Origin of the sequence: Methylobacterium sp. B1 (genome assembly GCF_000333255.1) — a bacterium.
GTDB lineage: Bacteria > Pseudomonadota > Alphaproteobacteria > Rhizobiales > Beijerinckiaceae > Methylobacterium > Methylobacterium fujisawaense.
Genome location: NZ_BACT01000757.1, coordinates 1 through 2,467, shown reverse-complemented (window position 1 = coordinate 2,467; position 2,467 = coordinate 1). Strand labels below are relative to the sequence as shown.

Annotated in this window: 4 protein-coding genes; all 4 read left to right on the top strand. The window is 66.7% G+C overall.

All coding sequences use genetic code 11. The annotated features are described in order from the left end of the window. Positions 1-398: hypothetical protein (locus I53_RS22150; protein WP_210161594.1), on the top strand; the 398-nt coding region annotated here is incomplete at its 5' end. A 65-nt stretch (positions 399-463) separates the two neighbouring features. Then, on the top strand, positions 464-973 hold the full coding sequence (locus tag I53_RS22145; protein ID WP_043354747.1) for a hypothetical protein: 510 nt from the start codon (positions 464-466) through the stop codon (positions 971-973). A gap of 58 nt (positions 974-1,031) precedes the next feature. After that, positions 1,032-1,493: a hypothetical protein gene (locus I53_RS22140; RefSeq protein ID WP_043354744.1), complete on the top strand. Its 462-nt coding sequence runs from the start codon at positions 1,032-1,034 to the stop codon at positions 1,491-1,493. A 108-nt stretch (positions 1,494-1,601) separates the two neighbouring features. Then, positions 1,602-2,467: cysteine peptidase family C39 domain-containing protein (locus I53_RS22135; RefSeq protein WP_251982401.1), on the top strand; the 866-nt coding region annotated here is incomplete at its 3' end.

The window sequence follows — 2,467 nt, the reverse complement described above, 5'->3', positions numbered from 1 at the left end:
GGCGAGTCAGGTCAACTTCACCCCTTCGGCAGGAGGGGCTCGGAGCGAAGGCCAGCGTCGGCGCCGAGGCGGCCGCCGGGGTCGGTGTGCAGAAGACAGTCGGTGTGAAGTCCGCCGGCGGCGGAAGCGCAGAGGTCGGCGGCGGCGTGTATGCCGGCAAGATCGGCGTCAAGGCCGATGTCGATCTGGGCTACCGGGACGGCAAGGTCTCGGCCGGCGTCAACCTCGGCGCGGCGCTGGGGATCGGGATCAGCGTGAACGTCAAGTTCGAGAGCAACGTCAAGCTTGCCATGGAAAATGCCAAGCGCGACATCGAACGCGGCAACGTGTTCGAGAAGTTCCGTGGAGTACTGACCTGCAATCCAATTGGCGGGTTCATGCGAGGAATATTTAGCTGATCGCCGACGGCGAGATCTGATTATTTAACGTATTGCGTCATACCATCGAGCCTTGGAGGCCGACCGTGATCGACGAGAATAGCACGCCCGAAGAGATCGCCGCCTGGAAGGCCCAGGTAGAGCGCGAGGCCGGGCCGGCGGCGCGCGAACTCAACGAGACCGTCCGCGAGCAGATCCTGGCGATGGCCGCGGCCGAAGGCTGGTCCGAGTCGCAGGCGGATTGGCTGGACAAGCTCGCCAAGCAGCCACTGTTCCAGATGGTCGCCGACGGCGTGCCCGGCAGCGAGGCGCTGGAGAAGGCCTACGGGCTCGCCCGGCGCAAGCTCACCGTCGGCTATTTCGACCACGCGCTGGACGAAGGCAAGAATCGCTACACCGCCTTCCTCACGGTGATCGACCTTGAGAAGCAGATCGTGGAGCGGCGCGGCGCTCCGCCGCCGGATTATCCGGATGCCATTCTTCTGGAGGCCTGCCGCGCCGTCGAAGCCGCCGCAGAGGGCGGATCATCTTCCGAGGAGCAGATCGCGACCGGCTTCGCGGTGATTCGCGAGCTGATGGAGAAGCCGCAGCAGTAGCGGATCCAGCACGGCCCGGCTCGCGCGCAGGGCTACTCGCCTCACGGGGAACCCAGCCATGCCGCCCCTCATCGACCTGCCCACCCCCCCGATCCTCGCGGAAGCCATCCGCGCGGACGAGGCGCCAGGTGCGCTCGAAGCGATGTTCACCGCGCGCGCCAAACGCGAAGGCTGGTCTGACTCGCAGGCCGAATGGATCGGCCGACTGGGCGTCGCGGCCCTCGACGGTGCGGTGTCTCCCACACCAGCGGCGATCGACCGAGCCTACAAGGCGGCCGGGCGACGCCTGTCGGCGGGCTACTTCAACCATGCCTTAGACGAAGGAAAGAGCCGCCTCGTCGCGTTCCTGACGGTCATCGATCTCGAGAAGCAGGTGATCATGCGGGCAGGCGGCAAGCCGCCGAATTACCCGGACCAAGCCTTGCAGACCGCTTTCCGCGCCCTCGAGGAGGCGGCCGCGCGCAAGGATTCGGTCGAGGAGCAGCTCGCCACGGCCTTCCTGATCCTGCGGCAGCAATAGGCGGCCGGGCGTGAACACGAGGGTTGCGACGCGCACATCACGAGACCGGGGGGCGACCGCGTGATCCCGTTGTTTCGCCGCGGGCGACCGACGCCGACGTTCCTGCAGATGGAAACCGCGGAGTGCGGCGCCGCCTGTCTGGCCATGGTTCTCGCCGCCTTCGGTCGATGGGAGTCGCTCGACGCGGTGCGCGACAGCTGCGGCGCGTCCCGGGACGGCACGTCCGCGGCGGATCTCGTCATTGCGGCCCAGGCCCGCGGGTTGGAGGCTCAGGCCTATAGCCGGGATCTCGACGGGTTGGCCAAGCTGCCCCTGCCCCAGATCCTGTTCTGGAACTTCGATCATTTCGTCGTCTTGGAGCGGATCGGCCGGCGCGAGATCCAGATCAACGATCCGGCCTTCGGGCGTCGCATCGTGTCGCGCGCGGAATTCGGGGCGAGCTTCACCGGCGTGACGCTGACGTTCCGGCGGGGCCCCGACTTCCGGGTCACGGCGCGCCCCCGCTCGACGCTCCTGCGCCTGTTCGACCAACTGCACGGCTCCTGGACGGCGTTCTTCGCCATCGTCTTCACGAGTGCGGTGATGGTCGTCGTTGGCGCCCTGGTTCCCGGACTGACGCAGATCTTTGTTGACGATTACCTGACTGAAGGCCGCAGCAATCTGCTCCTGCCGCTCTTCGCGGCGATCATTGCGGTCGGCCTGTTCAATGCCGGCTTCGGCTACCTCTATCTACACGGGCTCCTGCTTCTCCGGACCAAGATCAACGCCGTCGTTTCGGCCCGGTACATCTGGAGCATGTTCCACCTGCCGTACGAGTTCTTCGGCCGCCGGAGCGCGGTCGAGATCTCGAGCCGCCCGCAGCTGGCGATGCAGGTGGCCAACACCGTGTCCGGACCGGCCGCACAGATCGTGGTGAACGCGACGGCGATGGTCGGCTACGCCGCCGTGATGCTGCTCTACAGCCCGCTTCTCAC